Origin of the sequence: Corynebacterium sp. HMSC061H03 (assembly GCF_001838215.1) — a bacterium.
Classification (GTDB): domain Bacteria; phylum Actinomycetota; class Actinomycetes; order Mycobacteriales; family Mycobacteriaceae; genus Corynebacterium; species Corynebacterium jeikeium_D.
On the sequence record NZ_KV836047.1, the window covers coordinates 14,927 to 41,012 of the forward strand.

The following is a 26,086-nucleotide window of genomic DNA, read 5'->3' on the forward strand; positions in this document are numbered from 1 at the left end:
TTGATCATCGGGAAAGCGTGCGCCTCACCTGTGATTTTAGTTCCATGTTTGCAAAAACAAAAAGTCACCTTTTGCATTTGTAGTAAACGGTGAGGCGTTGGCTTTCCCCGGAGGGTGTCGGAGGGCATCGGAGGCCCCTCCCGAAGGCGCCGGAGGGGAACGCAGCGCAGGTTTGGTTCCCGCAGAATTACCAGATATTCACGCGCTCATTCGGCTCACGCCACATGCCGTCGCCCGCTGAAGTGCCGAAGGCCTCATGGAACTCATCGATGTTGCTGGCAATGACGTTGCAGCGGAACTCCGCTGGTGAGTGCGGGTCAATCGCAAGCAGCTGACGCGCGAACTCCGGGCGAATCTTAGAACGCCAGACCAGTGCCCACTGCTTGAACAGGTCACGGTAGGTCTCTGGGGCGTCCTCCAGTCCAAGTTCTTCACCGCGGGCAGCGAGGAAACGGCGGAAAGCGACGACGGCAATGCCGAGCCCGCCCAAGTCGCCGATGTTCTCGCCCAGGGTGAAGCGGCCATTGACACCGGGCAGGTCAGCGCCCTCCTCGGCCTGCTCGCGCAGTGCCTGCGGCACCAGTCCCTCGTACTGATCGACCAGTGCGGCGGTCAGCTTCTCAAAAGCTGCGCGATCCTCATCGGTCCACCACTGGTGGAGGTTGCCGTGCCCGTCATACTGCGAGCCCTGGTCATCAAAACCATGCCCAATCTCGTGACCAATAACGGCACCGATACCACCGAAGTTCTCCGCCGGGGAAGCGTTCGGTGAGAAGAACGGCGACTGCAAAATCGCAGCCGGGAACGTGATGTCATTGACCACCGGATTGTAGAAGGCATTGACCGTCTGTGGAGTGCCATGCCACTCATCGCGATTGGCCGGAGTACCCAGCTTTGCCACCTCATAATCGTGCGCAAAAGCACTGGCGGCGCGGACATTGTCCATCAGTGAATCCCCGAGCTCCATCGCCGAGTAATCACGCCAACGCTCCGGGTAACCAATCTTGGCCTTGAACAGCGACAGCTTCTCCAGTGCTCGCTCTTGCGTCGCCTTCGTCATCCACGGCAGCTCCGAAATGCGCTCCCGGTATGCCGCCAGCAGGTAGTCCACCAGTTCCAGGACCTGCTCCTTGTACTCCGGCGGGAAGTGCTTTTCCACATACAGCTTGCCGACGTCATGGCCAACAGCACCGTCGGCAAAGGCAACACCACGCTTCCAGCGTGCACGCTGCTCGGTCGAACCCTGCAAGGTGCGGCCGTAGAAGTTAAAGCTCTCCGCAGAGAAGTCATCCGATAGGTAGGCAGCACGCTGGTGGAGAACGCGCCACAGCGCCCACAGGCGCAGATCTGCCAGGTCAGTATCCTGCCACAGCTTGCTCAAGTGCTCGAAGTACGACGGCATCATCACCACGATGGTGTCGATGGCAGTCTGGTTCGTCTCATTGACACCGGTGGCCGCGAGCCATTCCGCGACCGGGAAGCCGGTGGGGAGGTCAGCAATAGCGGTCTTGTTATAGGTCTTCAGTGCGTCGCGGGTATCGACCACATTCCAGTGACCAGCGGCAATGCGCTTTTCAAAAGCCACGATGCGCGCCGCCGCAGCGGCCGGGTCCACCAACTCGAATGCAGCAAGTGCAGTGGAGAGGTCCCCCGCGCCGTCGTCATGCGAGGAGAGGAGCTTCAACATAGCGGCAACATGCTGCTCATAGGCGGCGAGAGTGTCGGCGTGGCCAGGCTCGCGGTAGTAAGCCTCATCCGGGAGGCCGAGGCCCGACTGCAGCAGGTAGAGAGCATCCAGGTCCGAGCCGGAATCCTTCTCTACCCAGTACCCGAGCGCACCACCGACACCGAGGCGGTCGAGGCGGCCGAGTGCCAACGCCAGCTCATGCGCGTTCTCGGCGGAGGCAATCATTTCTAAGTCCTGCGCGAGCGGAGCAGCGCCGGCGTCATTAATAGCGGCTTCGTCCATAAAAGAGTTGTACAAGCAAGCGACGCGGGAATTCGGATCCGCATCGGCGGCAGTGGTGATGAGCTCGCGGACGTTTTCCTCCGCCTCATCCCTCAGCTTGTAAAAGGCGCCATCGATGGGGCGGTCAGCCGGGATGACATGATTGCTAATCCACTCACCGTTGGTGGCCAAGTAGAGGTCATCCTGTGGGCGAGAAGTCGTTGAGAATTGGGACGTTGCGGACTGGGTCTCAGTATTAGTGCTATTTGTCATGCCGCCAGTCTAGGGGCAAGGGCGGATTGAAGCTGTGACTGGAGGGACGGGATAAGTTTAGGCTTACGAATGGGGCGGAAGAGGTTTAGGGGGTAAGGTGCAAACCATGAAATTTCTTCCACTTTCCGCGACCGCGGTGCTGAAGCGACGCCCGGGCCGCGCCACTTTGGCAAGTATCGTGGCCGTTGCGCCGCTGACCTTGGGTGTTATTGCACCGGCTGACGCGCAACCTCAGGACGCATCTGCACACTCCAACCCGTCCGCTGCTGATTCCAAGGGGTCGCTCGACTTTTTGACCGAATCACCGAGCGTCACCGATGCGCCGCTGGTGTCGGATGCTCAGGAGCCGCAGGGCTCTGGTGCCAACGGTTCCTCAACTGGTTCGGCTACCAGTGCATCGTCGAACTCGGCGCGCACCGGCTTCCACATGGGGCCGACCGGTGTGGACGTCTCCAAGTGGCAGCGCCCAGGTGGTGTCGCGCTGAAATGGGACGAGGTCGCAGCTAGCGGCCAGAAGTTCGCTTTCATTAAGGCCACCGACGGTGTCGAAGGTGACCAGAAGTACTTCCTCGAGGACTCCATCGCGGCTGCGAAGGCCGGCCTGTACGTGGGCAGCTACCACAAGGCACACCCGGATCGTTCCGCAACCGCGCAGGCTGACCAGTACGTAGAAGCACTGCAGCAGCGCGATGAACAAATCTCCACAGACAAGACACTGCCGCCTGTGCTGGACATCGAGCTGGACAATGGCCTCAACCCAACCCAGCTGCAAAAGTGGACCAAGGACTTCCTCGAGCGCGTCGAGGAAAAGACCGGCGAAACCCCGATGATTTACACCTACCGTTGGTTCTGGCAGAACCCGATGGGTAACTCGACCGACTTCACCGACTACCCGCTGTGGCTCGCCGCTTACGAAGACAGCGCTCCGACCTCGCTGCCGGGCGGTTGGGAGAGCATGGCCTTCTGGCAGCGTTCCTCCACCGGCCGCATTGATGGCATCCCGACCATCGTGGACGAGGACGTCTTCAACGGCACCGAAGCTGAGCTGCAGCAGCTGGCTGCTGCTCACTAGCCGTGTGCTGGGGGTAGGCTAAAACTTCGTCCGCCCCGCACGCCACGCAATCAACGCAGGCAGGAGCTTGTCGACGTCGTCGACGACGATAAGCGCATCGAGAAGCTCCGGCCGCACAAAGCCCGCATCCACAACATTGCGCAGTAGCGCCAACAGGGGCTCCCAGAAGCCCGAAGGTCCCAGCAACGCCACTGGCTTGGCATGAATCCCCAGGTGCTGCTGGGTCCACACCTCGAAGAACTCTTCCAGTGTGCCCGCACCGCCGGGGAGCGCAACAAAAGCATCGCCGAGCTCATACATGCGCGACTTTCGATCGGCCATAGTCGCAACAGTTTCCAGGTGAGTCAGCCGCGGATGGGAAATTTCCTTCTTGACCAGGACCTCGGGGATGACACCTGTGACGCTGCCGCCGTCGTCAAGCGCTGCGTTAGCAACCGTGCCCATAAGACCAATCGCCGCGCCACCGTAGACGAGCTCCACTCGATTTTTCGCGAGTGTCTGGCCGAGGCGTTCGGCGGTGACGCGCCAGGCGGGATCGTTGCCGAAGCCGGAGCCGCAGAAAACAGTTAGTGACGACAGTGCGCGCTGTGGCTGTTCACGGCCAGCGGCAAGCTGCGGCAGCTCTTCGCGGAGCTTCGGCAGAGTGGTCTCGGCCAGCATAGGGGCGATTTTCCCGGTCGGCAGCCAGGGGTCGAGCCAGCGGACCTCTTCAATCTCGGCATGGGGCTGAACGTTCGCCAGCTCATCGGTGAACTCTCCGACATAGCGCACATGGTGGCCGACGACCTCGAAGCCCGCCTCGTTGGCAGCAGCTGCGCGGGCGATACTCCACGGACGCAACAGCGAAAGGTCGATGTCCACGCCGAGCTCCTCGGAGACCTCGCGCGCGGCGGTGACCTCCGGGTTATCGACGGACTCACCCGGCTCGAACTTGCCGCCGGGCAGCATGAACGTATCCGTACCTCGCTTACGAACGCACAAAACCCGCCCCACCGGGTCAGTCACAACCATTGCGGCGACAACGATGGAACGGGTTTGTGCAGTCACGCGGGCTCCTTAGGTGAAGGAAGCGCCGAGGCTCTTTCGCCTAGGGATCCTTCACAATCATCTTCCCGGGCGAGTATAGACCCGAGCGAGTGATATCTTCATACTCAATTTCGGCGACATCCGGCTTGACCTTGTCCTTATTCGGACGCGGCGAGAGCTTCTCGACGGAACCCCAGTCGCGGCGCCAGTCGTTCTTGAGGTAAGTCGGTACGGACGTAGCCTCATTCACAGCGTCGGAGAATCCGAGCGGACCACCGCCGTCGACCGATTGCCAGACATCTGCGCCGACGACCTTCAGGCCACGGTCCGGAGTGATGCGGTACTCCGGAAGTTCCGCGACACCGGCGTAGTGGTCGAACGGACGCTGGCACGGGAACTGGAAGGCAACCGGCCAGTCCGGGATAGTCGCAGTTTCCGGTGAGATGACATCAGTCATCGACTGCAGTTCGGCCAGGCGAGGCGGGGTCAGCGCCAGCCACTGATCCTCGGAGACATCATTGTCCTCCGCGACCAGTCGCACAGCGGTGGCTCCCTCTGGGATCTCCTCGGTCAGGAAGCGCAGGTTACGCCAGGTCGGAGCAGGGCCGATATCAATCGGCTCCGACTCGGAGAGGACCTCGAAGCCGTCCTCGTCGCCGCCCTTGCGACCGTACTGTGCCACCAGCTTGCGACCCGGCTGAGCCACACCGTTGATGTCGTGGTGGAAGATACGGCCGGCCGCCGATACGACGAGTAGCGGGTGGTCCTCGTCAATCTCAGGCAGCTGGAACCAGGAAGTTTCCAGGCTTGCAGGACGCTGAATATCCTCGGAGTAGGAGCCAAGCACCGGCACCTTATCCGGATTCAAGCCAAATGGCAGCTCGACCTGCGAGCCGTTGACACCCTTGTCGGCGCGCTTACCGCCGTCGGTGCCCGACGCGGAACCGCCCTCAACTGTGGCTTCCGGATCAGAAGATTGATCATCAGTGTCGGCAGTACTTGCCTGGCTCTGGCTGGTGTCCACAGCTTCGGCCTTCATGTTTGACGGGACGCCGTTCGGGTCGAAGCCACGGCTCTTGCCGCCACCGCGCAGCGATTCCGCTAGCGGGTTGCCATCGACGGTATTCAGGAAGCCATCGTTCGGATCGGTTTCCATCAGCACATCGCTCGCCAGATTACATGTCTGACCAGCCAAGGAGCGGATATTACCCGCGGCGACCGAGTAGGCCGGGTACTGCGATACTGCGCCCTTGCCCAGCGAAGCCACCATGAACATCGTCACCAACAGTGTCGTCACCGCAATCGGGGACGATGCAACTGCATTGATGCGCCGCGCGCGTGCCGACTTTTCCTGCGACTTCGGCTTGGCACGGAACTCCTGGACGAAGTTCATTACTGCACCAGCCAGCAGCAGTAGCAAGGCCAGAGCCAATACTGCTGAACCCAGCTGGTGGCCGCGCAACTGAATGGTCTTGTCGAACCACGGCACACCGTAGGACGACACATACCACCAGCCGTTAATACCCATCAGCGAGAAAGCGAGGATGAAGGTGAAACCACCGGCAAAGAACAGCTGGTTGCGCGGGTTACCTGCTACCCAATGGCTAATGGCCATGGCGGCAAGTGCTGCCAGGGAAGCCGCGATGCCCGCGTATACGCCGAAGTGGTGCGTCCACTTTGTCGGCGTGAAGGTCAGGAAGAACATGGTGCCGATGAACATGAACACCAGGCGTGCCGACGGACCGGCCAGAGCCCCCGGAACGGTGCGGTGACGAAGCAGCGCGGCAATCGTGATGCTCAAGCACGCCAGTGCAATCAGAACCGGGAAACGACGCGGGAACGCGCCGTCGACCGACTGCAGCACCAGCCAGTAGTAGCGGACGTACTCGTTGTACCAAGGCTCCGACGGGCCGATGATGCTGCGGACGCGAATGGACTCGCGGACCGTGGCCAAAGTCTGGTCGCCGAAGACACCGACCAAGATGGCGGTGCCCGCGGCCAGGAATGGTGCAATCTGCATCAGTGGGGCCTGCCATCCACCACCGAGAGCCTTATGGCGCTCAACGACAATGCGCACCAGCATCGGGATGCCTGCGAGCAGGGCAGCAACTGCCATTAGGCCCGTTGGGCCCGAGCCCAGTGCCAGCGTGGCGATAACCACTGCGACTGCAGCTGGCAGCAGGCGTCGAGTTAGAATTGCGCGCTCGATAAATACCCAGGTCAGCAGGGATCCCAGAGCAATGACCGGCTCCGGGCGCAGTCCGTTGTTGTACGGCAGCCAGAAGGCCAGCAGCACACCGGCAGCAGACCAGTAGGCCACCCGGCGCTGGGCAATCTGGTCGCCGAGGCGCGGGATAACCATGCGGGAGATAATGAACCACACCAGTAGTGCGGACAGCAGCGCAGGAAGTCGCATCCACAGAGATGAGGTGGACACCTTCACCATCAGCGACAGCAGGTCGTAGTAGGGGCTGCCGAACGGTGACTCAGGAGCGCCGAACCAACGGTAGTAGTTCGCCATGTAGCCCGACTCGTCGGAGACGCGCGCCATGGTGAAGATGTAACCGTCATCGGAAGTGTTGCCACCGATGAAGTGCCAAACAACCAAAATCGTGCCAACCAGGATGTCCAGCGGAGTCGGCTTCAACGCACCGCGCTTGAACAGCGGAGTGAAGGAGGAACCGTCGATACGGTCAATGCGAGCTAACGCGACCAGAGAAGCCAGCGTCAGAAGCAGACCCAAGTACATGACGATGTACTTCACCACTGTCGGGTGTGAGGTGTAGCGGGAGTCGATGTTCATGTGGACATCGAGTCCATCGGCTACGGCCTTGGCCGCGTCGCCGTCAGCGGGCAGGTCAGTGTAGATACCGGTGACCTGCGGACGGTAATCGCCGTGTACGACCGCGGTGAGCTTCTCGCCATCGGCATTCTTACCACCGTCGATGTTGACGGTGGTCTCATGCTCGTTTGAGCGGATCTCCAGGATCTTGCTCTTGTTGCTGGCAAGCTCCTTCTTATCCAGGCTCATCACCACGCTATCGCGCAGAATGATGTCGAGGCCGTCCTTGCCCGAACGCACCATCAAGCCCCGTTTGGTCGGCTTATCCGCGGTCGGCGGGATAGTCGACAATAGGGTTGTCCGCTTGTCGGAAAGTTCATCCGTCAGCGACAGAGGCAAATCGACGCTCAGGTCCAACGGTGCCTGCGCCATGAGTGGCGCATCCACTGAGTTCAATGTGTCGCGCTGAGGCCAAGACACGGAGGACTGAGTATTCACGACCGGGAGGAACGGTGTGATGACAAAGCAAATGAAACCGACGATTCCAGCGATAATCGCTGTCCAACGAGTCAGTGTCGTAGGAGAGGGGCCGTCCATAGGCGGTCTCTCCACGCGGTCGATGGTCACTTCGGGTGAACCGTCGACACTTTCTTTGATTTCTTTAGTTTCGGCAGTCACAAGGAAAGATACTACGGTAATTGGCCTTTTTCTTTGAGTTTGCAACGCGAAAGTTACATCACAGTTTCCACATTAGTAACAGGAATCACGTTTGCGGCAGGGGATAGCCGCCCAATATCTACTTGCCAACACCTATTTGCGAACCGCCACTACAAACGGGCCGACCTGGTTTAGCTCCCAGTGCTTCTCAAATGCAGAGCGGGCAAAATTCAGGCTCCGGAAGACCACATTCGGATTGTTCGGATAGATATCATCCGCGATGTCCAACGTCAGCGGAGCGGCATCCTCGCCATCAGGCGTCTCAACTTCGCCCCGCAGCACAATGGCATCTGGTCCGCGCCACGGCGTTTCGTCCATTGCCTGCACGAGCTCATCGGGGTCGCGAATCTCCGACCATTCCTCCAACGCCTGATTACGGCGGTCAAACTCACCCAGAGGGTTAGCGTAGTGGCTGGTCAGTGCCTGGAATCCGTACCAGGGATAGAGTGCCTGGAAATTCTTCTCATCCGTCAGCACCACTGTCTGGGCCGGATCGAGCCCAGCCTCCTTCAGCGTTTGGTCCACCGCTGAGTACCACGCCCCGGCATTCGGTGGGAATCGGTCCGCGCGCTCGCCGTTACCGTCGGTGTCGGTATGCGCCAAGTCGATGGCGCCATGCAACTTATTCGGAATCGACTGTGCGTAGCCAATGCCCGCCAGCAACAAGACTGCCGCCATTACCGCGGAAACACGCTTGGCAATGTGAGCTGGTGCCGTCTGCGGCCAGTACTTCTCGATGCCGTTGAGACGGGCGTCGGCAAGCGCGACCACACCAGCCGCGATCAACATGAACGTAATCGGTGCGGTGAGGCGAAACCCCAGCAGCGTGCGTCCGAGCAGTGTCGCCACCATCGAGGCCACTACCCAGCCGTAGAGCACCAGCGTGCCCAGGCCGAGCGCGCGCGCATCCGGCTCTGTGGCGCTGACCAGCATGCGCACGACACCGATGAAACACAGCACACCGATCACGCTGGCAGCGAGCATCGGCAAAGGCAGCTGCGCGCCCTCTGGCGGCAGGTAATGCGTCGCTGTCGCGCCCGAGCGCGGTGCCCCCGCCGCAACCGCCAGCATGTACGGACCCCACACCGTCGCCGCAATCAGCATCGATCCCACGCCCATTATGATCAGGCGCACTACAGGCATCCACGAGCTTGACGACGTCCACGCGACCACGGCCAACACGACCACAATAAGCGCGCCTACGGCAGTGTAAAGAGTGTAGAAAGTCGCAGAAATACCCAGGAAGACGAGCACGCCAAACATGGCGGACCAAGCGCCGGTGAGACCGCGCCAGGCCATCACGGTCATCGCCGGAAGACCCATAGCAACGACTGCGGCGTAGGGCTCATCGGCGACAGTGGCCAGGGCGACGGCCGTGGTTGTCAGTGCAATGCCAGTGGCTACTGGCAGGGAGCCACTCAGGCGTTGCCACACCGGAACCAAAACACAGCCAGCAGCGGCGAGTGTCATCAACGCCCAGGGCTGGAAGACCTCCCAGCCGGCAATGCCCAGGATATTGGCCAGGCGTCCGCCCAGGAAGAACCAACCAGCGGGGTAGAAAGACGGGATGTCGATGTACGACATGTCATGCAGGCCAGGCTCCGCGGCCATCCTGGTGAGGTATTCAGTGCGGAACTCCTGGTCGACAGAAAGGCCGTCCAGCCACAGCCTGGTCGAGCCCAGCGGCAGACCGACGGCAGAGACCACCAGAATGGCCGGTGACATGTAAGCCATCAGGTACGTCAACCACGTTAGCCACCTGGGGCGATTGTCTTTGCCCTTGGTGGCGAAGAAATACAGCAGGACGGTGGTGAGCGTCAGCGTGATGACAATCAGCGCTGTTGCGACCGCCCTGGTCAGCTGCGAGCCGCCGAAGGCCGGCAACGACAGGCGGTGGAACACAAACCAGGACGCCAGAGCGATAACCGAACCGCCCACAAGCGCTGCGACCAGGTAGAGGAAGGCAGCCTTGAGGGAGAGCTGGTCGTCGTTGAAGATCTCATAGCGATCTTCGTCAACCAGCTCACTAAAGGATCGTGCGCCCGTTGTGTTGGCGCTAGTGTTGTCGGCACCCGTGGTGTCAGCGCTCGAGGTTTCGGCCTGCTTGTCTACCATGCCCTCAAGTTTTGCACAGGAACCGGACTCCGACGAACGGCGGAGCTAAAGGTGGGTACGTCAGCCCGTCAAGCCCCGCCGAGTTCTATCGAGTCCCTCGAACCCCACTTTTAAATCGGCAGCTTCTTGAAGATCGGGCGCGGGATGTGCTTCAGCACCATCATCACTAGCTGGAATGCCGGTGGAGCCCAGACCAGGGTCTTACCGGCCTCGACGGATTTCACTGCGAGCTTGGCGACATCTTCCTTGTTCACGGTCAACGGAGCCTCGTCCACGTCAGCGGACATACGGGTACGGACCTGACCCGGGCGGATAACCAGGGTCTTCACGCCGTACTCCTCCAGGGCCTCACCCAGGTTCAGGTAGAAACCATCCAGGCCGGCCTTGGTGGAACCGTAGACAAAGTTGGAGCGACGCACGCGCTCACCAGCAACGGAGGACATGGCAATGAACTGGCCGTGACCCTGCGCCTTGAACTTCTGACCAACCAGAACACCCATCGACACCGCGCCGGTGTAGTTGATGTTCGCAGCCAGGACAGCCTTGCGCTGGTTCTGCCAGAGCTCCTCGGCGTCGCCAAGCATGCCGAACGCGACGATGCAGATGTCCACGTCGCCGTCGGCAAATGCCCTATCGACGACCTCCGGGTGGGAGTCGAAGTCCGTTGCGTCGAAGTCGAGGGTGACCACCTCGGAAGCGCCGGCGGCCTTCATCTTCTCAGCGGAGGCCTCGCGCAGTGGATCGTTGGGCAGGGAAGCCAGGATGACCTTGGCCGGGCCCTTCTTCAGGAACTCGGCGGTAATGGCCAGACCGATTTCACTAGTGCCGCCGAGCAGCAGGATGGACTGGGCAGCGCCTACAGCATTAATCATTGGGGCTTAAATCCTCTCGGTTGTCTTAGTGCAGTTCCAGTCGACGCGACATGTCAGAGGCGAAGACACCGTGTGGGTCAATCTCATTGCGGGTGTCCAGCCAGCTCTGCATCTCGGGGTACATCTGGTGGAAGTTAGCGGCGGAAGTGCGCGACTCCTTGGCCAGGTAGAGGCGGCCGCCGAACTCCATGACGCGCTTATCCAAATCATCGAGGAAGGCGCCGAGACCCGGTTTGATCGGGAAGTCCACGCAGACGTTCCAACCCGGCATCGGGTAGGACAGCGGAGCGCGGTTACCCTCGCCGAACAGCTTGAATACGTTCAGTGCCGAGTAGTGGCCGGAGCGCTGGATATCGCGGACAATCTCCTTGAACGGCTCGACGGCCTCGCGCGGAACAACGAACTGGTACTGCAGGAAGCCCTTGGAACCATAGCCGCGGTTCCACTCGCCGATGAGATCCAGCGGCTGGTAGAACTGCGTGAGGTTTTGCACCTGGTTCCGGTAGGTACCGGACTTCAGCCACCACAGCTCACCAATGCTGATCATGGTCAGCTTGTTCATGGTGAAGGACGGGAAGATATCCGGCACGGTCACCAGCTGCGGAGCGTTGAACTTCAGCGGGTCCTTGGCCAGCTTCGGGGCGTATTCCTCCAGCTGAGCCAAGGTTGCCAGCGAACCGCGGGAAATTGCGGCGCGTCCCAGCTTCGGCTCCGGCGAGATGGCATCGAACCACGCGGAGGAGTAAGTGAAGTTCTCCTCGGAGCCATCGGAGTGGAACTCGATGGTTTCGTCCAGAGTGTGGGTCATGTCGCCATCGGCGATGAAGTACGCCGTCTCGGTCTTGGTCATCTTGATCCGAGCGCGGACAATAATGCCGGTCAGGCCCATGCCGCCGACAGTTGCCCAGAACAGCTTGCCGTCCGGGTCATCTGCGGAGCCCTCCGGCTCGAGATGCAGAATACGACCGTCGGCGACCAGCAGCTCCATCGACAGCACATGGTTGCCGAAGGAACCTGCGGAGTGGTGGTTTTTACCGTGAATGTCCGGGCCAATGGCACCACCGATGGTGACCTGGCGAGTACCCGGCAGTACCGGCACCCACAGGCCGTAGGGCAGCGCGGCCTTCATCAGCTGGTCCAGCGTGACACCGCCGTCGACATCAACAATCGCCGACTCCTGGTCAATGGAGTGGATTTTGTTGAGCTTCTGCATGTCGATGACAAGACCGCCCGAGTTCTGGGCGGGGTCGCCGTAGGAGCGGCCCATACCGCGGGCAATCACACCGCGGCGCAGGTGGGCAGGCTTGTCGGAGTTCTGGTCCGCGACAGCCTTGACGGCGTTAACGATTTCATCCAAGTCCGGCGTCGACAGCACCTGGGACTTAGCGGGGGCAGTACGACCCCAACCGGTCAGGGTCCTGGCTTCTGTGTGTACGGCTCCGTAGGCACCGTTCGAAGCATCGGTGCTGGACTTGCCGTTAGTGTTAGTGGACATCAAGGCTAGGCTACCCCCTTGCACCGGCTCCGTCGCCCGTGACGCTCCGAGGTGTTGGTCACGCTTGAGGCCGCGCACGGGCCGTCGGAAAGCGAGCGAAATGTACGGAGGGGCTATAGATCCATAATTTTTCGGATCTCTTCCGGCAGCATTTCCTGCGAGGTGATCTGCGGGCCGTCGTATGCCTCGAGTGCGCGGTAGACCTGTGCGCGTTCCTTGCTGTCGAGGATGGGCAGTTCCTCGGCGAACAGCATGACCATCTGGTTCGACAGCGGGGTGTTGGTGTACTCGGCGGCCATGTTGATGGTTTCACGCGGCTTCTTTTTGAAAAAGTCGAACATGCGATAAAGGCTACCCCGCGTGGGATCCGTCACTCGCGATACCATCAACCTCATGACTTCCACGCCTGCTGCTGCTCCGCAGACCCTTGCCGTATGTAGTTCCACATCGCCCGTTGTCATTTGGCATGTGGAGCTCTCGCCGTCCTTTGCAGGCGAGAGGTTGTCGGGTGCATGGCTGGTGGATCCGCTTGACGACGGAGCCCCGGAGACCGCCACCAATCTGCTCACCGGTTGCTTTGTTGCGTCTGTGACCGCGGGCGATGGTGACGGTGACGCTGCGGCAGAGAGTGCAGAGAGCGCTGAGGGGGCGGACCTGCTATCGCATGCGATTGAACAGGCAGGGGCCACGGTGATTGACCTGACGGCATCCGTGGCCGGCATTCGTGACCACATCGGACAGCTGCGTGCTGCCGCGAAGGAAGAGAAGGCCAAGCCCGGCAAGGGAAATCTGACGGAGCCGCGGTTCCCCAAGGTCAACGACGTAGAGGTTATTGATTTTCCGCATGTAGGCGAAGAAGTCGCAGGGCCGGTGCTGGGGCTTGCCCGCGGGGTAGAAGAGCTGGTGGCGCAGTGGACCGCGGTGGAGTCGCAGCGCCTGCGTCGCAAGTACTTGGTAGAGCCGTGGGGTGCGGAGCCGCGCCAGATTCCGCTGGTAAAAACGCGCGCATTGTAGCGAGTTTTTGCCATCCAGGCCACATTGTTTTTCCTGCGTACGCTGTGAGGTATGGCAGCACAGACCGATAACGTAGTCGCCTTCCCAGGCGTTCGCGTGGCCACGGAACCGGCCACGCTCATTATCGGTGCCTCTTTAGAGGAAGAACCGTGCAGTGCCCACCGCGTCTTCGGGGTCAATGACCAGATGGATCTGCGAAGCCTGTCCCGCGTGTTAGCAGTCATCTTTGGGTGGGGCGAGGAAAGCGTGCCGACGAAGTTCCATTTGCCCGGCTCTGCGGTGGAGTCTGCGGCGCAGCTGGTGACTGGCGGCAGACCCGCAGCGGTCGGAGTCGTCGATGTTCCCCTGTCCACCACAGTTGCCGAGGTGCTGCAAAGTCCCGGCGATACCCTTATCTGGCAGTGGGGCCTGTGGGAACATACCTTGCAGGTCAGAGAAGCTTTTGCCCGCGATGAGGCCACCCCGGATGCCCTGTGCATCGGTGGCTCGGGCTCTATCCGCGCACTGGGGGATGTGGACGCGGAGGAGCCGGTAGATATTGCCGCAATCAATAGGGAACTGACCGGACGGGACTCTATTCAAAATACGTTGGCCACCGCTCGTGCCGATATCGTGGACATCATCGAGAGGTCGGGGGTGTTTGAATTCGTGCCCCTGTTACAGGCTCTGGACCTGCAGAGGTCGGAATCAACCGCGCTGGAATTGACCGGGGAGGCGGGGGAGAGCGTCGTTAAGCGATTGCGCGCATTGCCTATAGAGGACGCCGAGAAAGACCCGGCCGGGCACGATGCGGCGTTGGTAGAGCTGCTGTGTTTGGCGGCGCTGACCTCGGATGAGCTGCGGCATGATGTGGCGGCGCATGTGATGGAGCGCCTCGGCTGGGAGAGTGACGAGGGCATCCCGCTATCCGGTGAGGACGTGGAGGAATTGGCGGCGGCTAGCTGGGCGGAGATGAGCGCGTTGGGGCTAGCTGGGGAGGATGCGCTCTCGCCGGTGGAGCGGCTGGATTTGCTGCGTGAGGCGCTGCGGCGTTAGTTCTTTTCTCCTCTTTATTGCCTGTTTATGTTCGCGCTGGCTGTTTGTTAGCTGGCCGGTGGCCTAGAATTCCTAGGCGTGTCAGCGAATGAAACAGCAAATGAAAACCCGAACCGCGACAACGGCAAGCTCGGAAACGGCTCCCACGAAAACGGTTTTGTCGTAGAGGACTCGGCCGCAGTGCCAATGGCGACGGAGACCAAGGACGAGCACGGACTGAAAGTGCAGATGATGCGCTTTATCATCTCCGGCGTCATCGCGGCGGTGGTGGACTTCGGCCTGACGTTCATCATGCTCAACGTCTTCGGGGCGACCAACTTCTGGGGCAAGACGGTCGGCTGGGTTTTCGGCACGATTACGGCGTACATCATCAACAGCCGCTGGACCTTCAAGTCGAAGTCCTCGGCGAAGAAGGTGCTGGCAGTCGCGGTACTGTACCTGATTACCTACGCCACCCAGGTCGGTATCTTCAACGTGTTGCAGCCCTGGCTCGTCGAATCCTGGGGCTGGAACGCGCAGTGGGCACAGTTCGGCGCATTCGTCGTCGCGCAAGGCGTTGCGACGGTAATTAACTTCATCATTCAGCGTGTATTCATCTTCCGTGTGAAATAGCGCGATACGCTGGGGGACGTGACTTCGACTGCTTCTAATAAGGAATCCACTCAGCTGACCGCCGAAACCGATGTTGACATGCTGACTATTCAGCGCGTGCTGTTTGCTCCGCCCGCAGACTGGGTGGAGCCGGATTTGTACTACCGAGTCGAAGGCGTTGGCGCCTACGACAGCTCGGTGCAGGCCACCCGTAACTCGATCACGCTCGGTCGCCACACCGTGGTGCGCACTGACACCTACTTCGGTCGCTTCCGAGCTTCTTACTGGCAGCGCTGGACCTCAATTAAGCAGGTCGAAATCCGTGCGCGCGTGGTCGGTTCCGCGCGTGTGCTGGCCTACACCGAAGATATTGGGGGCCACCTTCGCTTGGAGGACTCCTGGGCAGCGGGCGGCTCGGATGCCGACGGCAACTGGACCGGTGAGCACTCGCCGATGTCGGGCTCTGCAAATGAAGAGGTGCGCCTGACCGTTCCGCTGGACCGCTTCGCCGATGGCGGTGCCATTCACCTGCGCTTCGACACCGAGGACGCAGGCGCAAAGATTTCCGATGTCCGCTATGTTGTGCCCAAGTCGGCTATCAAGCGCGATATTCCGACTGACCTGGTCATTTGTTCCTACAACCGACCGGTTGACTGTGCTCGAACCGTCGCCACGCTGGCTGAGGACCTGCCAGCCCTTGAGCGCGTTCGCACCATCCGCGTCGTTGACCAGGGCGAACAGCACCCGGCTGACGAAGCCGACTTCATCCAGGCCAAGGAGATCCTCGGCGAGCGCCTGAACGTTGTCCACCAGCCAAACCTCGGCGGCGCCGGCGGTTTCTCCCGCGGCATGCGCGACGCCACCGCTGCGGGCGACTGCATGGTTCTGCTTACCGACGACGACATCCGCCCCGAGCCCGAAACCACCCTGCGCCTATCCGCCCTGGCCGTATGCGCGGAAAAGCCGATGCTGCTCGGCGCGCAGATGCTCTTCCTGTTCAACCCGACCAGCCTCTTCCGTACCGGCGAGACCTACAACTGGAAGGCGCTGACCGTCGAGGAGAACGACCCCAAGTTCGGTTACGCCGACGTGGATGTGCGCAAGTACCACCAGCTGCGTCGCTTGGGCGTTGACTACAACGCCTGGTGGACCTGCCTGGTGCCGTCCGAGGTCATTAAGAAGATTGGCCTGGCGTTGCCGCTGTTCTTCCAGTACGACGACATCGACTACGGTTTCCGCGCCGCCAAGGCCGGTTACCCGACTGACACCATTCCGGGCGCAGCCGTCTGGCACGCCGATTTCTACTGGAAGGACATCGAAAACGCCGCCCAGTACTTCGGCCTGCGCAACTCGCTTATCGCCGCCACCATGCACGGCGATGTCACCGCAAAGGACATGGTCAACGTCGCTTCACGACGAATCCTCTCGAACCTGGTCTCCATGCGCTACGGCCTGGCCTGGACGCAGATGGAAGCTGTTCGTGACCTGCTGCGTGGCCCGGAGGTGCTGAAGAACGCATCGCAGGGCGACTTCGCTCGCATTTCTGCTGGTCGAAAGAACTTCCCGGAGACCGAGCTGCTGCCGATGCACGAGATGCCGGGTGGTCTGACTCCGGTTCGCCCGCCGTCACACGAGATTTCCAGCGAAAACAAGACGATGGCAAAGCGTTTGGCTTATACGCAGATGGGTAAGAAGCGCCCTGGTCCGGTGGCTGTGGCCTTCGAGGACTCCTTCTGGTGGCACATTTCCACGTTCGACGATGTCTGGGTCACCGATGCCTCCCAGAACGGAGTGCGTCACCTGGTCCGCGACCTGGATAAGGAAAAGTCCATGCGCGCCGAGACCATCAGCCTCATGCGCGAACTGTCCTCCAAGTGGGACGACCTTGCGAAGCAGTGGCGTGCCGCCGTGCCATCTTTGACCAGCGAAGACAACTGGGAAAAGTTCTTCCAAGGCGAGTAGTCCTGGTGAGATTGGGCTGAGCCCGGACGGGGTTAATCCCTAGAGTGCAGAAACCGGCGGATAACAGGAAATTCGCCGGTTTCGTGCTCTAATAGTGTTTACTCACCTTAAAAATTCATAAATTTTCGAACGGAGTCTCGCCTCGTATGACTACGCCCATGCCCCCGAATAACACAGGCGACAAAACACGCAAACAGCTCATCACCATTCTGGTGCTGCTGGTACTAATCATCCTTGCAATGGTCGTGTTCCTGTTTGTCAAGATGTCCAGCGATCGAGGTGGCGATTCGCCGGCTGCTGAGGCCAGTGGATCGTCGTCAAGCGAAAATGGCGATGCGCAGGTGCAGGCGCAGGCGGAGAAGGCCGTCGTTGTGTACAAGCAGGTGCTGGCGAATCCAGCGCCACTGCAGACTTTTGTCGGTGAAGTTAGTCCTGGTGGGGCGATGAAATACGCGCTCGTGCATCTTGATGATGGGTGCGTGCCCGAGCTGGTGCTGAACTATGGCACAAGTGCGATGAGCGCCGAAATTGATGCGATTGGTGTCTACGGCGTTGACGAGAATGGTCAGGAAATTCAGTTTCAGAATTCCTACCATGACGGCGTGACTTCTGTGGGCGGTGTACGTCGCGCTCTTCAGCGAGCTACTGGTCAGCCGGGTATGTTCTCGTTTTCTGCAGAGAGGATGGGGCGCGATCAGGAAGATTTGCTGGTGACGCGCCAGGGCAATGAGCTGGTGGAAACGCCTGCGAATCCGGGTGCCGGGGAGTTCGAACAGTTTAACTGGATTCCGGTTGACAACCTGGATGTCGTCGAGGCCATTGCTGCTGGTAATGACTGCGCGCCGGGCTCGGGCTCGAATGGTACTGGCGCTGATGGTTCTGGTGCTGATGGCGCTAATGGTGCCAACGGTGGCCCGAATCCGACGGTGGGGCAGCAGGCTGAGGGCTCGGGTTCGAACTCGGACTCGGGCTCGGGTTCGCAGTCTGGGGCTTCGGACACGGGTTCTTCGTCGAGCAATGGCACCAGTGGCCAGCAGACGGTGACCGGCACGGTGAAGATTTTCCAGAATCGCGCCGAGGTTCTCGCTTATCAGCAGCGCGAGGATCCCAACCCGCATCTCGCCGATGACCGACAGTTTGCGATTTTGGTTCTTGACCAGCCAACTGACGTGACAGCCAAGCTAGCAGGAAGTAATGAATCTGAAACACGCACTATTGACCATGTCGTGATTAACCCAAATCTCCACAGCGACGGGGAAAAGGCAACGATTAGCTTCTCGACTGACAAGACATACTGGCCGTCGGACACGGGCATCCCGTTCGGTCTCGCTGTTGAGGACGGCGCCAAGGGGTAAGTAAGCCACAGTTGGGTATCCGCAGCTAGTTATCCACAGCCGCCAAATTGTCCACAGTTAAGGGCCATTCGGCGGCTTTTCTGCTGCCGACTTTCGCACATTCGGCAATAACTAAAGGCACTGAACCCAATTCCCGCAGCCAAGCTGCAACCATCCTCGGAGAGTGCCGAACACCAATGCCAACCTGGACTTACGACGCCGATGGCCTCATCCAAGCCGCTGCGCAGAAGCAAATCAAGCATCCTTGTGAATATGTCAGTGCCAAGTCAGAGCTAGGTGATCTACACGGCCACGTCGATATCACTAATGGACGGAATAAATCCCTGCTCAGACTGGCGTATGGAACCTACATTGATTGCTCTCGATGGAATGCGCTGTCAGCATTCGAACGCTTTCAACTGCAGATAAAAGCGCTGGTCAAGCCAGGGTCTGGAACAATCATTACAGGCGAAGCAGCCGCTGCGTTGCATGGTATCCCGTTGCTTGTTCGAAATGCCACAATCGCGCTTGCCAATTCCGGCCTGCGCCGACCTGGCGGCGGATTGCGCCATGTCGGTGGCAAAATCCTCGAACAAGACATCGTTCGCATTGGTGGGCGCTGCGTTACCGATGTGCCGAAAACCGTCATCGATGTTTGCCGCACCAGCGAGTCCGAAAACGGGCCAATCGTCGTTGACACCGCACTACGGCAGTGGTGTGACCTCGAAGAATTGCGTACAGTCTTCACAAATTACCCACGTTCGCCGGGGACCCGTCGCGCCCGCGAGCTACTTCGAACTGCCAGCGAACACAGCGAAACCATCGGTGAGTCGATCACAAAGAAATGCATAATCGACTCAGGAATTGCCACGCTTTACGACGAAAAATGCGTGCTCATGCAGCAAGTCGAGTTCTATGACAGTGAAGGATTCATTGGGCGCGTCGATTTTTATGTGCCTCATCTGAATTTGATCATTGAGTTCGATGGGCTGACTAAGTATTCCGGTGGCGGGGTAGCAGCTACGGAGACTGTGCTTCTGAAAGAGCAAGCTCGCGAGAAGCGTCTGCGAAACCTCCACTTAGATGTACTCCGCTTCCAATGGTCACAGGTCATTAATGGGGACTGCGTGGAGGTCTTGCGACAGTTCGCTATTCGGCAGAGGCAGCGCATTCAGGCAGGTGGATTGGTATTTTCGTCCGAAGTTGGGCGTTTTCGTCAAGCCACTGTCCCGTATAAAGATCGGCAGCTCCGTGAGTCCAGAATCCAGGAGCGTAAGCAGCGTTTGCAGCTTCTGGAAAATGCACCGGCCTCGCGCGACTCAGGCTAAGTTCAGCTGCTGACCTGTTGCAATTGTGCTGACTTATGGCCAACTTTCCGCCACTTGTCGATGAGTTTTCAGGACTTATGGCCACGCTGTTGGCCTGGCCCGCGCACTTATCGTAGGACTATTCACTTATGCGCAGGCTGTAGCGCATCGATGAGTGAATACCTCATCGATATGTCAGTGGAGGAGAAGGGAACCAGGGGTTAGGTAACAGTTTTGCGTACTGAGCACTCGAAATGCGGACAACACGACCCGGGCGAGATCAAATATGCAGGCCAGCGCCACAGCCTCAGCCCCACCAGCCGCAACGCCAGCCCGAACTACTTCGACTTTGGATCGAAGCGCTCGAAGTTCTCCGCGCGCCCCTGCTTCAGTAGCTTGAACCAGCGGTAGAAGCCGCGGACATCGCGGCGCTGGACCAGGAAGAACCAGCCGAAGCGCAGGAACTCCTGTGGCATGAGCTTGCGCATGCCAGGCTGGCTCATCAGGTAGCCACGGTTGCGGTAGGTGAAGTAGCGCTTGAAGTCATTGGTCGGGTACTGCGTGTGCATTTTGCCGCCGAGAATGGGCACAAATTCACCCGAACCGGAGGGGTGCAGGTAGGCCGTCGTCAAGCATGTGCCGAACCGGAGGCCGGAGCGGACCAGGCGGCGGTGGAATTCGACCTCGTCGCCGCGGATGAATAGGCGGTAGTCGGGAACGCCGAGCTGTTCCAGCGAGCGGGCGCTAAACAGCGCGCCGTTGAACAGGGATGCGATGCCGGGCAGGAGGTCGTGGTTGCCGTCGATGGTTTCGAGGTCGCTAGGCAGTTCGAGCCCGGTCGCAGCCTTCTGATCTGCAAAGTTGGTGAACCATCTCCGCCCCTCAGAGTCGTTCACTGCCGGGAGTTTGGGGTTGATGCCGCTTTCGAAAAGCTCCTCGCGATGACGGCGCCACACCAGCCCGCGGCGCAGGGGGAATGCCAGCTTGTTCGGGGCCTTAATATCGCAGACCACCGGCGAGACAGCGTCGAGCTGGTGGCGTCGCGCGCAGCTGTGCAGCGCCTTCAGCACGTAGGAGTCCTCCGGGCGCCCGTCGTCATCGGCGCACCAAATCCACTCCGCGCCGAGCGACAGCGCGGTCAGCATGCCCAGTGCGAAACCACCAGCGCCGCCCAGGTTCGTCTTGGAACCGACGTAGTGAATCTCCGGCGCCGATCCGCTTTCCGACGACTGCTGCGCCGCCACCTGCTCGGCGAGTTCCTTGACCTTCGGGTCGTTGCCGTTGTCGACGATGATGAGCCACTTCGGCATGTGGGTCTGGCTGGCAACGATGGGAAGCGATTGGCGCAGGTCCTCGATGCGGTTGTGAGTCACCACGATTGCGGCCGTTGCTGCCTCATCGTGATTTGGGTGGTCAGCCGAGTTTTCGCTCACTTCGTTCTCCATCGGGGACGTACCGTTTATTACTGTTTTTATTGCTGTCTATCTTGCCATGTTGCTCCGGGTGAGCAATTCCAAGCATCCGTGCCGCCCGCCAGCCGCCGGCCGGCTGCCCGCGAGCCGCTCGCTCGGCCACGATGGGGGAACCGCGCCCGGACTCCCGGCGAAGCTGCTACCGTCGCTGCGCGAGCACGCGGCGCACTTGGTCGGCGGCCTCTTTACCTTCGTAGGCTTCGACCACTTCGTCGACAAGCCCTGCCTGTCGAACCGTACCGTGATCAATCCACAGCGCCGTGTCGCACAGCTGCGCCAGGAACTCATTTGAGTGCGACGCAAACACCAGCAGACCGGAGCGATCGACCAATTCGGTCAACTTCGTCCGGGCCTTCGCCATGAATGCGGCGTCGACGGCTCCGATGCCTTCGTCGAGAAGCAAAATCTCCGGCTCAATGGACGTGACCACGCCGAGCGCCAGTCGCACGCGCATACCGGTGGAGTAGGTGCGCAGTGGCATGTGCAGGTAGTCGCCGAGTTCGGTGAACTCTGCGATTTCGTCGAGCTTGGATTTCATCTGCTTGCGCGTCTGCCCCAGGAACAGACCGCGGATAATGATGTTTTCCAGGCCTGAGATCTCCGGGTCCATGCCGACACCGAGGTCGAACACCGGAGCCACACGGCCGCGCACATCGGCGGCACCGCGCGTGGGCTCATAGATGCCCGACAGCAGTCGCAGCAGCGTGGACTTACCCGCTCCGTTGTGGCCAACCAAGCCGACGCGGTCGCCCTCACGCAGGTGGATGTTGATGTCCTTCAGCGCCTCAATGACCACGACATTGGAGTCATTGCGGCCAATCGCACCACCCGCGGCGCCGAGGAACGCCTTCTTCATCGACCGCGATTTGGCGTCGAAAATGGGGAAGTCAACGCACGCGTTGTAAGTATCAATGCTGACCATGCTTATCCCTTGCTAGTTCTATTCGCTTAACGACGGCCTTTGCGGCCTAAACCCAGTAGCTCACGCGGGAGCGCCACAGGCGCATGGCTCCGAGTGCCAGCAACAGGCCGACTGTGGTGCAGGCGAGGACAATCCACCAGTGGTAGGTATCCACCGGCTGGCCGGTCAATGGGGCGCGGATGATTTCCAGGTAGTGGAACAGCGGGTTGATCTCTGCGATGCGTGCGCGTTCGGCGACGGCACCGCCCTGTTCCTCCAGCGTCTTGGTGGTCCACACAATCGGAGTCATGTAAAACACCAGCTGAATTAGGGAATCCAGCAGTGGTGCCACGTCGCGGTAGCGCGTAGCGATGATGCCGAAGAACATCGTCACCCACACGCCGTTGACCACCAGCAGCGCCATCGCGGGGATGACCAGGAAGAAGTTCCAGCCCAAATCCGGCCGGAAGACCAGCACGAGGATCAGCCAGATCACCATGTTGTGGGCCAGGAAGAGCAGCTGCCGCCATACCAGCCTGTAGACGTGAACGCTCAGCGCGCTGGGCAACTGTTTGATCAGGCCTTCGTTTTCAATGAAGACGGTTGCGCCCTCGCGCACGCAGCCGGAGATGAATCCCCAGATGATCAGGCCAACGGTCACGTGTGGCAGGAAGAACGCCAGCTCCTGCTGGAACAGCAGCGAGTACAGCAGGCCGAGAGCGAGGGCCATGGCGCCGGTGGCAATGGTGATCCACAGTGGGCCAAGCGTGGAGCGGCGGTACCGCTGTTTGATGTCCTGCCAGCCCAGTTGCAGCCACAGCTCACGCTGGCCGAAGCCGGTAACCAGATCCTGCCAGGCAGCGCCCATGGTGCGGGAACGCGACTTGAAAGCCGGTGCCTCACCCGTTGCGTCAGTTATGCGCGCAATGTCGCGACGGAGAGTTTCCTCCGTGCGGATAGCGGAGCCATTGCGCACAGTATCGGCCGGCTGGTCGGCTGCAGCTGCGGATTGGCGATCATTTTCTGCGTTAGTCACGTCTCCAAAATACTAGCTAGGGCGGTTTAGATTGAATACCGACGGCACCGGGCGAGCCATTATTCCACGTCGTGACGGCGAACAACGGTCGCGTGGGACGGTCGTCATTGGTGGTGACGTGGTGCTTCTGAGGCTGTTTCCACGGTTGGTTATGTGACTGGTTATGTGACCCTGGAAAACTTACATACAATCGCCGCTGTAACTGCTTTATGGCATGCAGCTGGTGCATATGGTTCACGCATCGGGAGTGCTTGCGCATGGCTACAGGCAAGAAAAGTTCGTCCAATTTTAAGCAACTACTAAAAAGGGATAAAGATTATCCTATAGGGGGTTGCTTCGATAGAATTGGTTCCAACTAAGATGTGCAATCGATACACGGTTCGGGGCATGGATGCTCGATTCGTGGGTGATTGCACAGTTAACTCTGAAATAGATATCGCAGCTTGAATTCGAAACCGGGAAAGGGTTTTCATGGCCTTCGATGTGCCGACAACCAGGGGTGCTTACTCGTCGCTTTCCGACGGGTGGACATACCTCAATGCGGGTCAACGCACCCAGGTACCCGAGCGTGTCCAGGCTGCGATGATTTCTGCATTTCGCAATGCCCAGAAGTCCCTTCCTGGTGAGACTGGGGCGGGGGCTCATGGCCAGTCGCGCAGCTCGGGCGTTCCCGCTGCAGCGGAGCTAACCGCCAGTGCGCGCCGGGCTTTTGCCGACCTCACTGGCGGCCCGGTCGCCGGCGTGGTGTTGGGATCTTCGCGTGAGGTGCTCATGGAGCAGTTCACGTCCGCAATGAGTCGACGCTTGACGCTCGGCTCTAACCTGGTGATTTCTCGCATTGGTTCGCAAGTTGTACACGCACCACTACGCCGGGCAGCCAATCTCTACGGAGCTCAAGTCCGCATTGCTGAGGCCGACTTGTCCTCGGGTACGTTGCCGTCCTGGCAGTTCGACGAGCTCGTAGACGAGCACACTCGCCTCGTTGTCGTCCCGGCCGCGGATCCGTTCATTGGCACCATTGCCCCGGTAGCTGACATTTCTCGGCGGGTGCATGAGCACTCCAACGCCTGGGTTTTGGTTGATGCCTCGGATATTGTCGCCTACCGCGATGTGTCGATGAGCAAGCTGGGCGCCGACATCATGCTGGTTGATGCCTCCGTGCTGGGCGGGCCTGAGGTCGCAGCATTGGTGTTCAAGGATCCCGAGATGTTCGAGCGCATGACGTCGTTAAGCTATGTGCCGAATGTGCGCGGCGTCGAGCGGATCGAGGTTTCTCCGGTGTCGCCGGCATTGCTCGGCGGGGTGTCGGAATCGGTGCTGCACTTGGCATCGCTGGATAGCACGGCGAGGGGGTCGCGTAGGCATCGCATTGAAACGGCGATGCCGCAGGTTTCTCGCTACTTGACGACGTTGTCGGAACGCCTGATTGCGGCGTTGATGACCCTGCCGCGGGTGTACATCATCGGCATGGATACCGAAGATGATTCTTTCGCGAGTGTGTCGCGGGCACAGCACATTCCGCGCGTTAGCTTCCTCGTCGATGGGGTGTCGGCGAAGGTAGTCGTGGACAGGCTGCTGGATAATGGCCTGGTGACCAGCATTGTTGATGCATATGAATCACCACTGCTGGAGGCCATGGGCATCGATGAGGCTGGAGGCGCCGTGGGAGTCGGCCTCCAGCCGTTCAATACGCCGCACGACATTGACCAGCTCGTGCGCGCAGTTGCCTCGCTCGGTTAGCTAGGCAGCCGGTTAACTAGACGGTCAGCACAATCTTGCCGCTGACCGCGCCGCTGTCGAGCAGCTCGTGGGCCTTGGCTGCGTCGCGCATATCCATGACCTCATGAATTTGAGGGGTGACGGTGCCGTCGGCAAGCATTGGCCAGATGGTGTCCTCTGTGGCGTTGACGATGCGAGCCTTGTCAGCGAGATCGCGGTAGCGCAGGCCGGTGGCGGTGATGGAGCCGCGCTTGCTCAGCAGGCGGCCGATGTTGAGCTCGCCCTTAACGCCGCCCTGCATGCCGATGATGACCAGGTGGCCGTCCTTTGCCAGGGCCTTGACGTTTCGGTCGAGATACTTTGCGCCCATGATGTCCAGAATGACATTGGCACCGCCCTCAGCTGCGACGATCTCCTCGAAGTCCTCTTCCTTGTAATTGATGAGGATGTCGGCGCCAAGCTCCTTGCACTTAGCCAGCTTCTCCGCTGAACCGGCGGTGACTGCGACGCGAGCGCCGAGCCGCTTGGCCATCTGAATAGCGAAAGTGCCGATGCCGCCCGCGCCACCGTGGACCAGCAGCAGGTCACCTTCCTTGAGGCCGGCAATCATCACGACATTCGAGAACACCGTGCAGGCAACCTCGACGATAGATGCGGCCTCGGTGAAGGAGTAGCCATGTGGCAGGGGGAGAATCTGGCCGACCGGGACTGCGACCTTTTCGGCGTAAGCGCCACCGGAGAGAAGGCAGCAGACCTCGTCGCCGACTTTCCAGCCCTGGGAGTCCCCCTTGACCTCTTCAATGACACCCGCGCACTCCAGGCCGAGGGTGTCGGTCACGCCTTTCGGTGGCGGGTAGTGGCCAGCGGCCTGCAGTAGGTCAGCGCGGTTTACGCCAGCGGCTTTGACCTTGACCAGCACCTGCCCATCCTCGAGAGTCGGTTCCGGAGCATCGGCCCATTCCAGGGCGCGGGGGTTGGAAAGATCAGTCTGAATGATTGCCTTCATAGTCTTCAAAGGTAATGCAAAAACTGGTTATGCACGCGGTATTTCAAGCTCTTTTGCAATTAGCAAAAATAGTTATGTCTGTAGAGGTGGATGCTTGGGGTGTGGTTTCCGATGAAGGGTTTGCGAAAGGTGCTGGCAAGGGGTGTTATGAGGGCGTTTGCTGCCTTACGGCGGTATGCGGTTATGATGTTGGCGTTGGAAGTATGGCAGAGCGGCCGAATGCACTGGTCTTGAAAACCAGCGAGGGTCACACCTCCGGGGGTTCAAATCCCTCTACTTCCGCAGATGAAACCCTCGGTAGATTTTCTACCGGGGGTTTCTTCATTTCTCTTAAAAGTTGGCGTATGTGCTCAGGTCCGCGACGGATAGTCGGACCTTTGGGTGGTTTCCGTGGTTAACCCCGTTATGG

The 26,086-nt window shown here is 60.0% G+C and carries 19 protein-coding genes and 1 tRNA gene; 9 read left to right on the forward strand and 11 right to left on the reverse strand.

Going from position 1 to position 26,086, the window contains the following annotated elements; all coding sequences use genetic code 11:
• Positions 1–187: 187 nt before the first annotated feature.
• Complete coding sequence (locus tag HMPREF2787_RS00295; protein WP_070858086.1) at positions 188–2,221, reverse strand: M13 family metallopeptidase; 2,034 nt, start codon at positions 2,219–2,221, stop codon at positions 188–190.
• Positions 2,222–2,327: 106 nt separating this feature from the next.
• Between HMPREF2787_RS00295 and HMPREF2787_RS00300 the strand changes: the two genes are divergently transcribed.
• On the forward strand, positions 2,328–3,293 hold the full coding sequence (locus tag HMPREF2787_RS00300; RefSeq protein ID WP_070858087.1) for a glycoside hydrolase family 25 protein: 966 nt from the start codon (positions 2,328–2,330) through the stop codon (positions 3,291–3,293).
• An 18-nt stretch (positions 3,294–3,311) separates the two neighbouring features.
• On the opposite strand, the gene HMPREF2787_RS00305 is transcribed toward HMPREF2787_RS00300, so the two are convergent.
• The 6 genes from HMPREF2787_RS00305 to HMPREF2787_RS00330 form a co-directional block, all read right to left on the reverse strand.
• On the reverse strand, positions 3,312–4,340 hold the full coding sequence (locus HMPREF2787_RS00305) for a TIGR00730 family Rossman fold protein (protein WP_070858088.1): 1,029 nt from the start codon (positions 4,338–4,340) through the stop codon (positions 3,312–3,314).
• A 40-nt stretch (positions 4,341–4,380) separates the two neighbouring features.
• Positions 4,381–7,779, reverse strand: coding sequence for an arabinosyltransferase domain-containing protein (locus HMPREF2787_RS00310; RefSeq protein ID WP_070858089.1), 3,399 nt, complete (start codon positions 7,777–7,779; stop codon positions 4,381–4,383).
• Between the two features lie 132 nt (positions 7,780–7,911).
• Positions 7,912–9,933, reverse strand: coding sequence for a galactan 5-O-arabinofuranosyltransferase (locus tag HMPREF2787_RS00315; RefSeq protein WP_070858090.1), 2,022 nt, complete (start codon positions 9,931–9,933; stop codon positions 7,912–7,914).
• A 110-nt stretch (positions 9,934–10,043) separates the two neighbouring features.
• Positions 10,044–10,805 (reverse strand): decaprenylphospho-beta-D-erythro-pentofuranosid-2-ulose 2-reductase, encoded by a 762-nt coding sequence (locus HMPREF2787_RS00320; RefSeq protein WP_070858091.1) that lies wholly within the window; start codon positions 10,803–10,805, stop codon positions 10,044–10,046.
• A 25-nt stretch (positions 10,806–10,830) separates the two neighbouring features.
• Positions 10,831–12,300, reverse strand: coding sequence for a decaprenylphosphoryl-beta-D-ribose oxidase (locus tag HMPREF2787_RS00325; protein ID WP_016421825.1), 1,470 nt, complete (start codon positions 12,298–12,300; stop codon positions 10,831–10,833).
• Between the two features lie 113 nt (positions 12,301–12,413).
• Entirely contained in the window at positions 12,414–12,641 is a 228-nt protein-coding gene (locus HMPREF2787_RS00330) for a hypothetical protein (RefSeq protein WP_005510976.1), read from the reverse strand.
• Positions 12,642–12,660: 19 nt separating this feature from the next.
• On the opposite strand from HMPREF2787_RS00330, the gene HMPREF2787_RS00335 reads away from it, so the two are divergent.
• The 6 genes from HMPREF2787_RS00335 (at position 12,661) to HMPREF2787_RS00360 (ending at position 19,564) form a co-directional block, all read left to right on the forward strand.
• Positions 12,661–13,314 (forward strand): hypothetical protein, encoded by a 654-nt coding sequence (locus tag HMPREF2787_RS00335; RefSeq protein WP_070858092.1) that lies wholly within the window; start codon positions 12,661–12,663, stop codon positions 13,312–13,314.
• Between the two features lie 51 nt (positions 13,315–13,365).
• Positions 13,366–14,349 carry a hypothetical protein gene (locus HMPREF2787_RS00340; RefSeq protein ID WP_070858093.1) on the forward strand — a complete coding sequence of 328 codons (984 nt, stop codon included), beginning with the start codon at positions 13,366–13,368 and terminating at the stop codon, positions 14,347–14,349.
• 78 nt (positions 14,350–14,427) lie between these two features.
• Positions 14,428–14,961, forward strand: a complete 534-nt coding sequence (locus HMPREF2787_RS00345; RefSeq protein ID WP_070858094.1) for a GtrA family protein — start codon at positions 14,428–14,430, stop codon at positions 14,959–14,961.
• Positions 14,962–14,979: 18 nt separating this feature from the next.
• Positions 14,980–16,902 carry a glycosyltransferase gene (locus HMPREF2787_RS00350; RefSeq protein WP_016421829.1) on the forward strand — a complete coding sequence of 641 codons (1,923 nt, stop codon included), beginning with the start codon at positions 14,980–14,982 and terminating at the stop codon, positions 16,900–16,902.
• Positions 16,903–17,048: 146 nt separating this feature from the next.
• A complete protein-coding gene (locus HMPREF2787_RS00355; RefSeq protein ID WP_070858095.1) occupies positions 17,049–18,257 on the forward strand; it encodes a hypothetical protein in 1,209 nt (402 codons plus the stop codon).
• Positions 18,258–18,304: 47 nt separating this feature from the next.
• Positions 18,305–19,564, forward strand: a complete 1,260-nt coding sequence (locus HMPREF2787_RS00360) for an endonuclease domain-containing protein (protein WP_246824110.1) — start codon at positions 18,305–18,307, stop codon at positions 19,562–19,564.
• 317 nt (positions 19,565–19,881) lie between these two features.
• On the opposite strand, the gene HMPREF2787_RS00365 is transcribed toward HMPREF2787_RS00360, so the two are convergent.
• The 3 genes from HMPREF2787_RS00365 to HMPREF2787_RS00375 all read right to left on the reverse strand — a co-directional run bounded on the left by HMPREF2787_RS00365 (position 19,882) and on the right by HMPREF2787_RS00375 (position 22,952).
• Positions 19,882–20,988, reverse strand: a complete 1,107-nt coding sequence (locus tag HMPREF2787_RS00365; protein ID WP_049193884.1) for a glycosyltransferase — start codon at positions 20,986–20,988, stop codon at positions 19,882–19,884.
• Between the two features lie 166 nt (positions 20,989–21,154).
• Positions 21,155–21,937, reverse strand: coding sequence for a galactan export ABC transporter ATP-binding subunit Wzt/RfbE (locus tag HMPREF2787_RS00370; protein ID WP_005510871.1), 783 nt, complete (start codon positions 21,935–21,937; stop codon positions 21,155–21,157).
• A 46-nt stretch (positions 21,938–21,983) separates the two neighbouring features.
• Entirely contained in the window at positions 21,984–22,952 is a 969-nt protein-coding gene (locus tag HMPREF2787_RS00375) for a galactan export ABC transporter permease subunit Wzm/RfbD (RefSeq protein ID WP_083326609.1), read from the reverse strand.
• 471 nt (positions 22,953–23,423) lie between these two features.
• Here HMPREF2787_RS00375 and HMPREF2787_RS00380 point away from each other — a divergent pair, with 471 nt between their 5' ends.
• Entirely contained in the window at positions 23,424–24,692 is a 1,269-nt protein-coding gene (locus HMPREF2787_RS00380) for an aminotransferase class V-fold PLP-dependent enzyme (protein ID WP_070642713.1), read from the forward strand.
• Between the two features lie 16 nt (positions 24,693–24,708).
• On the opposite strand, the gene HMPREF2787_RS00385 is transcribed toward HMPREF2787_RS00380, so the two are convergent.
• Complete coding sequence (locus tag HMPREF2787_RS00385) at positions 24,709–25,677, reverse strand: NAD(P)H-quinone oxidoreductase (RefSeq protein ID WP_070858097.1); 969 nt, start codon at positions 25,675–25,677, stop codon at positions 24,709–24,711.
• A gap of 197 nt (positions 25,678–25,874) precedes the next feature.
• Here HMPREF2787_RS00385 and HMPREF2787_RS00390 point away from each other — a divergent pair.
• Positions 25,875–25,959: transfer RNA gene (locus HMPREF2787_RS00390), tRNA-Ser, on the forward strand.
• Positions 25,960–26,086 lie beyond the last annotated feature (127 nt).